Origin of the sequence: Pseudomonas sp. RGB, from assembly GCF_007713445.1 — a bacterium.
Lineage (GTDB): Bacteria > Pseudomonadota > Gammaproteobacteria > Pseudomonadales > Pseudomonadaceae > Aquipseudomonas.
The window spans coordinates 22927-29420 of the sequence record NZ_VMSH01000022.1; the positions used below are offsets into that span (position 1 = coordinate 22927).

The 6494-nt window shown below is 63.0% G+C and carries 8 protein-coding genes; all 8 read left to right on the forward strand.

What is annotated here, in order from left to right:
- Nucleotides 1-159 precede the first annotated feature (159 nt).
- Genes FPT15_RS27570 through FPT15_RS27605 form a run of 8 tightly spaced genes read left to right on the forward strand, consistent with a single transcriptional unit; the run spans nt 160 to nt 6320 of the window.
- Entirely contained in the window at nt 160-1359 is a 1200-nt protein-coding gene (locus tag FPT15_RS27570) for a PepSY domain-containing protein (protein WP_145165944.1), read from the forward strand.
- Nucleotides 1359-1898 (forward strand): thiamine pyrophosphate-binding protein, encoded by a 540-nt coding sequence (locus FPT15_RS27575; protein ID WP_145165945.1) that lies wholly within the window; start codon nt 1359-1361, stop codon nt 1896-1898. Before FPT15_RS27570 ends, FPT15_RS27575 begins: the two co-directional genes overlap by 1 nt.
- Complete coding sequence (locus FPT15_RS27580) at nt 1895-2224, forward strand: hypothetical protein (RefSeq protein WP_145165946.1); 330 nt, start codon at nt 1895-1897, stop codon at nt 2222-2224. The genes FPT15_RS27575 and FPT15_RS27580 overlap by 4 nt, the downstream gene beginning before the upstream one ends.
- Nucleotides 2221-2781, forward strand: coding sequence for a DUF6162 family protein (locus FPT15_RS27585; protein ID WP_145165947.1), 561 nt, complete (start codon nt 2221-2223; stop codon nt 2779-2781). Before FPT15_RS27580 ends, FPT15_RS27585 begins: the two co-directional genes overlap by 4 nt.
- A 20-nt stretch (nt 2782-2801) precedes the next feature.
- Nucleotides 2802-3722 (forward strand): metal ABC transporter substrate-binding protein, encoded by a 921-nt coding sequence (locus tag FPT15_RS27590; protein ID WP_145165948.1) that lies wholly within the window; start codon nt 2802-2804, stop codon nt 3720-3722.
- A complete protein-coding gene (locus FPT15_RS27595; protein ID WP_145165949.1) occupies nt 3719-4465 on the forward strand; it encodes a metal ABC transporter ATP-binding protein in 747 nt (248 codons plus the stop codon). The genes FPT15_RS27590 and FPT15_RS27595 overlap by 4 nt, the downstream gene beginning before the upstream one ends.
- Entirely contained in the window at nt 4462-5361 is a 900-nt protein-coding gene (locus FPT15_RS27600; RefSeq protein ID WP_145165950.1) for a metal ABC transporter permease, read from the forward strand. Before FPT15_RS27595 ends, FPT15_RS27600 begins: the two co-directional genes overlap by 4 nt.
- Nucleotides 5361-6320, forward strand: coding sequence for a metal ABC transporter solute-binding protein, Zn/Mn family (locus FPT15_RS27605; RefSeq protein ID WP_145165951.1), 960 nt, complete (start codon nt 5361-5363; stop codon nt 6318-6320). Before FPT15_RS27600 ends, FPT15_RS27605 begins: the two co-directional genes overlap by 1 nt.
- The last annotated feature ends 174 nt before the right edge of the window (nt 6321-6494 follow it).

Sequence of the window (6494 nt, forward strand, 5' to 3'; positions counted from 1 at the left end):
GCTTTGAATGGAAACCTGAAACATTTTCTTTCATATCCGGGTTAGGGATTTCCAGGCCTCATCCGTCTTAACTTAGATACAGCCCGTCGCGTCAGCAAAAGCTACGACCGGCCTTTTCCGGGCCTCCTTCGCCCCTCTCCGATCAAGACCCGCATTCACATGTCGAAGAAGTCACGCTCAAAACTCTGGTTTCTCGTACACAGCTGGCTGGCATTGCCCATCTGGTTTTTTGTACTGATCGTCTGCGTCACCGGCACCCTGGCGGTGGTCAGCCAGGAAATCGTCTGGCTGGCCAACCCGGATATCCGCGCGAGCAAGCCGTCGGATGATGCCCAAATGCTGAGCTTTGACCAGGTGATCGCCGCCATCAAGCGCGAAGAACCCCAGGTGATCGTGCAATCGATCATCCGTCCGGACGAAACGCACTTTGCGCTGAGTGTCGACCTCAGCTACCCGGACGGGCGTTCCGTGGAGGTCTACGTCAACCCGTACACCGGGGCGATCCAAGGCATCAGCCCGTCGTTCGATTTCAAGCAATTTACCCGCGCTCTGCATGGCTGGTGGCTCGTACCGTTCACCAACGGCTTTAGCTGGGGCTGGTACCTGGTTTCGGCGCTCGGCCTGCCGTTGCTGGCGTCGCTGGTAACCGGGCTGGTCGTCTACAAGCGCTTCTGGAAAGGGTTTCTGCGCCCAACCCTGCGCATCCGCCACGGCGCGCGAATCTTCTGGGGCGACTTCCACCGCCTCAGCGGTATCTGGTCGATCTGGTTTATCGCGGTGATTTCCATCACCGGCACCTGGTTCTTGATCCAGGCGATTTTGGGCGACAACCAGATTTCCATCTCCAGCGAACCGATCGTCCCAGTGATTGCCCGCGAGAAAGTGCCGATGTCTGCGCCCGGCGTGCCGGCACCGATGATCGCGCTGGACGAAGCCATCGAAATCGCCACCCAGCGCATTCCAGGGCTGGACGCCACATTCGTGTTCCTGCCGCTCAACGCCTACAGCCACCTGCAAATCGGCGGGCGCGGCTGGTACCCGTTGATGTTCCAGACCGCTCAACTCAACCCCTACAGCGGTGAAATCGCGGTGTCGCACCTGCTCTCCGATCGCTCGACGCTGGAGTTCGTCACCGAATCCATGCGCCCGCTGCACACCGGCGACTTTGGCGGGCTGTGGATCAAGCTGATCTGGGCGTTCTTCGGCCTGGTGCTGAGCATGATGGTGTTGAGCGGCCTGCTGATCTGGACCAAACGCACCGCGCTGGCGACCCTCAATGCGCTCAAGCGCGAAGCCAAGACCCAACGTGCGCCTGCTGCCGCTCCAGCCCTGCAGGCTGAAACCTCGGAGGCCAAATAATGAGCAAGGTCAGTGCTGCAACACCGCCTTCGCCGCTGCGCGCCTTTTGGCTGAAATGGCGGTTCCATATCAACATCCTGCTGTTGCTGGTGCCGCTGGGGTTCATGCCCAAGTACTTTGCCGATGCCGCGTTGTTTCGCGGCGACACCGGCATTGGTGAACGAGTGGTCGGTGACGTGCAGGTCGGGCCTTGGAGCCTGAAACTCGCCGAATTCCGCAATGAAGGCCCGCGCCCGGACCCGGCCGGCCCGATGAAGTTCTTCAACGCCGCCCTGTGCGACACCTGCGCCGAGCAGGTCAAGGCCACTTACCTGCGTATCGGCAAGCCGCGCAGCCTGCGCGCCGCCGGAGTGATCTTCTTCGGCACGCCGTACCGCATGGGCGCCGCCCTGCCGGTGCCGGAACGCACGCCGGCCGACGCCGAACTGTGGATCACCATGGAAGGCTGGGACGGCACGATGCACCAGGGTTCCATTCCGCTGAGCCAGGCCTCGCCTGCCACTATTGCCTGGCTGAACAAGCAAGGAGTCAAACCATGACGTTGATGCGCCTGACCCGCGCCGGTGCAGCGCTGTTGCTGTGCGCCGGCGTCAGTACCACCGCCTTCGCCCACAACCCGATGTGCGAATGCAAGGAAATCCCCGGCGAGCAGATCCAGTGCACCGGCGGTTTCTCCGACGGCAGCGGCGCCCCGGGCGTGACCCTGGACGTGATCGGCTACGACGAAACCATCCTGCTGCCCGGCAAGCTCGGCCAAGACTCGACCCTGACCTTCAAGAAGCCATCGGCCGAGTTCTATGTGCTGTTTGATGCCGGCCCCGGTCACGTGGTGGAAATCGACCAAGCGGATATCCAACCTCAATGAGCACCACACAGGTTGTACGCCCCGCCGGTGCCGGCCACGAAACCCTCTACGTGCTATTGCTGTGCCTGATCATCCTTGCGGTGGCAGGCTCAGTGATCGCCCTGCACGGTGAAACCCAGGAAGTTGCAGCGCTGCCCAGCCACCAGCTGGACGCCCGCCGCGACCTCAGTGCCTCCGAGCAAGGCATCTACGCCGACCTGCGGGTGACCCTGGATGAAATCCAGTTGCTGCAACAGGAGCAAGGCGCCCTGCCGACGCCTGAACAATTGGCCGAAGAAGGGTTTGCGCCGTTTGCCCAGGACGCCAGTTCGGTCAGCCGTGGCGACCATCGCTGGCAATTGCTGGAGCCTTCGGCCTACTTGGGCGTGAGCCAGACGCCCGGCACCAGCGGCTCGCTGCTGATACGCGTGCACGGCACCGAGCCGGATATCTGGCTCAACCGCAAGGCCAACCTCGCCGCCCCTTCCGACCTCTCTGACCAGGCGCTGATCGCGGCCGGCTGGCAGCAGGTGGTCGCGCAATTCGATGCCGGCGTCACGCGCCAGCACCGTCACTGACCCGAGAAGACCGAGTGCCCATGTCTATTTCATCTCCCCTGTTGCGCCTGTTGCTGGTCAGCCTGTTCAGCTTGCTGCTGGCGCCTTTGGCGAACGCCGAGGCGGCCAAACGCCTGCGAATCGGCATCACCCTGCACCCTTATTACAGCTACGTGACCAACATCGTCGGCGACAAGGCCGAGGTGGTGCCGTTGATTCCGGCCGGTTTCAACCCGCATGCCTACGAGCCGCGCGCCGAGGACATCAAGCGCATCGGCACCCTCGACGTGATCGTGCTCAACGGCGTCGGCCATGACGATTTCGCCGACCGCATGATCGCCACCAGCGAGCGCCCGGGCATCCCGGTGATCGAGGCCAACGCCAACGTGCCACTGCTGGCTGCCACCGGCAATGCCGCGCGCGGTGCAGGCAAGGTGGTCAACCCGCACACCTTCCTGTCGATCAGCGCATCCATTGCCCAGGTCAACAACATCGCCCGCGAGCTGGGCAAACTCGACCCGGACAACGCCAGGACCTATACCCAGAACGCCCGCGCCTACGGCAAGCGCCTGCGCCAGATGCGCGCCGACGCCCTGGCCAAGCTGACCAGCGCGCCCAACCCCGACCTGCGCGTGGCCACCGTGCATGCGGCCTACGACTACCTGCTGCGCGAATTCGGCCTGGAAGTCACGGCTGTGGTCGAGCCCGCCCACGGCATCGAACCAAGCCCCAGCCAGTTGAAAAAGACCATCGACGAACTGCGCGCGCTGGATGTGAAGGTGATCTTCTCGGAGATGGATTTCCCGTCCACCTATGTCGAGACCATCCAGCGCGAATCCGGCGTGAAACTTTACCCGCTGTCGCATATTTCCTATGGCCAATACACGCCTGAGAAGTACGAAGTGGAAATGACCGGCAACCTCAACACCGTGGTGCGGGCGATTCAGGAGTCCGGGGCATGACGGCGGCGGAGCAACTCAAGGTGGCCAGCATTGGCCCGACAATCGAGTTCGACTCGGTGTCGCTGACCCTGGGCCGCACGACCATTCTTGACGGTGTGAGCTTCCAGGTAGAACCGGGCAGCATCCATGCTTTGGTGGGCCCGAACGGCGGCGGTAAAAGCTCGCTGATCAAGACCCTGCTGGGGCAAATGCCGCATCAGGGCCACTTGCGCCTGCACTGGCAGGCCACGCCCGGCACCATCGGGTATGTCCCCCAGGCGCTGGAGTTCGACCGTGGCTTGCCGATGACCGTCGACGATTTCATGGCCGCCATGTGTCAACGGCGCCCGGCGTTTCTCGGTCTGTCCAGGCACTACGCCGGGGCAATCGGCGAGGCACTGGAGCGGGTGGGCATGCAGGACAAACGTAAACGCCGCATGGGCGCGTTGTCGGGCGGCGAGCGTCAGCGTGTGTTGCTGGCCCAGGGCCTGATTCCGGCTCCACACCTGCTGGTGCTGGATGAACCGATGTCGGCGCTCGATGAAGCCGGTATCCAGGTCTTTGAACGCTTGCTGAATGACTGGCGCCTGGCCGGAATCACCGTGCTGTGGATCGAGCACGACCTCGAAGCCGTGGGCCGCTTGGCCGACCGTGTGACTGGCCTGAACCGTCGCGTGCTGTTCGACGCCGCGCCGAAAGCGGCACTGACGCCCGATCGCCTGCTGACCCTGTTCTCCACTCACCCACGGAGCCCGGCACCATGAGTTATGAAGCGTTTCGTCTGATGGTCCAGGGCTGGGCCTCTTCCGGCTATCTGCCGCAAGCGCTGGCCTATGGGTTTGTGGTCAATGCCTTGCTCGCCGGCTTGCTGATCGGCCCGGTACTGGGTGGCCTGGGCACGCTGGTGGTGGTCAAGCGTTTTGCGTTTTTCTCCGAAGCGGTCGGGCATGCCGCGCTGACCGGCGTGGCCGTGGGCATTCTGTTAGGTGAACCCTATACCGGGCCGTATGGCGCACTGTTCGGCTACTGCCTGCTGTTCGGCATCCTGCTCAATTACCTGCGCAACCGCACCGGCCTGGCGCCGGACACCTTGATCGGCGTGTTCCTCTCCGTGTCGCTGGCGTTGGGCGCGAGCCTGTTGCTGATTCTGGCGGGCAAGATCAACGTGCACATTCTGGAAAACGTGCTGTTTGGTTCGGTGCTGACGGTCAACGGCAATGATTTGCTGGTACTGGCCGTGGTGGGTTCGCTGGTGATGGCGCTGGCGTTGCCGCTGTACAACCGCATCATGCTGGCCAGCTTCAACCCGCAACTGGCTGCCGTGCGCGGCGTGGCGGTGAAGACCCTGGACTACCTGTTCGTGATTCTGGTGACGCTGATCACCGTGGCGGCGGTCAAGGTCATCGGCGCGATCCTGGTGGGCGCCCTGCTGGTGATTCCAGCCGCGGCGGCGCGCCTGCTGAGCCAGTCGCTCAAAGGTTTTTTCTGGGTGTCGGTCGTGATCGCCACCGTAAGCACGCTGTGCGGCATCCTGCTGCCGATCATCTTCGACCTGCCTATCCCGTCCGGCGCCGCGATCATTCTGGTCGCCGGTATCGCCTTCGCCTTCGCCACCATCGCGCGCGGCACCGTGCCCAGCCTCAAAGGGAATCTTGGATAATGCGCCCTTTTTTTCGCCCACTGGCCTTGGCCATCGCTTGTTTGGTCGGCACTTCGGCGCTGGCCGCCGTCGATGGTTTTAATCCCAACGACTTCAAAGTCAACCAAGGTCTCGGCCATGCCGCCCTGACCAAAGCAAAGAAGCCGGTCAAAGTCCTGGCCTCGTTGCCCATCACTTACGGCTTGGCCGAGGTGCTGCTCAAAGGCACCGGGGTGAAACTGGAACGCGCCGCCCCCGCCAATTTGCCCGGCTCGCGGCAAGTGTCTTATTTCACCGGCCGTGGCGCACCCGCGTTGAATAGCCTGGCACTGGACGCCGACGCCGCCATCGGCCTGCGCTCGTTGTGGCCGGACGACCCGCTGTATCCGGTGGCGCGGCGCAGCAATATCCGCATCGTCGAAATCGACGCTGCGCGCCCGGTGGACGGCGGCCTGCCGGGCATTGCCGTGCAACCAGGCAGCACCGACGGGCTGAACAGCCAGCCCTGGCAGTCAAGCAACAATATGGGGCGCATGGCCGATGTGATGGCCGCCGACCTGAGCCGGCTGGCGCCGAATGCCAAACCGACGATTGATGCCAACCTCGCCGCCCTCAAGCAACGCCTGCTCAAACTCAACGCCGACAGCGAAGCGCGACTGGCGCAGGCCGATAACCTGAGCGTGGTCAGCCTGAGCGATCACTTTGCGTACCTGGTCAGCAGTTTGAACCTAGAAGTGGTCAGCACCGATGCACGGCCGGACGCGGACTGGACACCCGAAGCGCTACAGGGGTTAACCGCCAGTTTGAAAGACAGCGACGTGGCCGTGGTGCTGCACCATCGTCAACCGAGCGAAGCGGTGAAAGCAGCAGTGACGGCATCCGGTGCGCAGCTATTGGTGTTGAACGTCGACGGTACCGACCCGGTGGCGGAGTTGGAAACCAATGTGGATCAGGTGATCAAGACGCTGACGCCTGACTGACAGCGTTCGTGTCGTGGCAAGCGGGCTTGTGTGGCGAGCGGGCTTGCCCCGCGTTGGGCTGCGAAGCAGCCCCAATAAAACCACCACGTTTCTTTCAGGCAAATCCCCTTTACAGGCTGTGGGCCTGCTTCGCAGCCCAACGCAGGGCAAGCCTGCTCGCCACACCCAACCCAC

Excerpts from the sequence above, each read along its gene's own strand:
- FPT15_RS27570 (WP_145165944.1), top strand. The coding sequence starts at position 160 with ATGTCGAAGAAGTCACGCTCAAAACTCTGGTTTCTCGTACACAGCTGG.
- FPT15_RS27575 (WP_145165945.1), top strand. The coding sequence starts at position 1,359 with ATGAGCAAGGTCAGTGCTGCAACACCGCCTTCGCCGCTGCGCGCCTTT.
- FPT15_RS27580 (WP_145165946.1), top strand. The coding sequence starts at position 1,895 with ATGACGTTGATGCGCCTGACCCGCGCCGGTGCAGCGCTGTTGCTGTGC.
- FPT15_RS27585 (WP_145165947.1), top strand. The coding sequence starts at position 2,221 with ATGAGCACCACACAGGTTGTACGCCCCGCCGGTGCCGGCCACGAAACC.
- FPT15_RS27590 (WP_145165948.1), top strand. The coding sequence starts at position 2,802 with ATGTCTATTTCATCTCCCCTGTTGCGCCTGTTGCTGGTCAGCCTGTTC.
- FPT15_RS27595 (WP_145165949.1), top strand. The coding sequence starts at position 3,719 with ATGACGGCGGCGGAGCAACTCAAGGTGGCCAGCATTGGCCCGACAATC.
- FPT15_RS27600 (WP_145165950.1), top strand. The coding sequence starts at position 4,462 with ATGAGTTATGAAGCGTTTCGTCTGATGGTCCAGGGCTGGGCCTCTTCC.
- FPT15_RS27605 (WP_145165951.1), top strand. The coding sequence starts at position 5,361 with ATGCGCCCTTTTTTTCGCCCACTGGCCTTGGCCATCGCTTGTTTGGTC.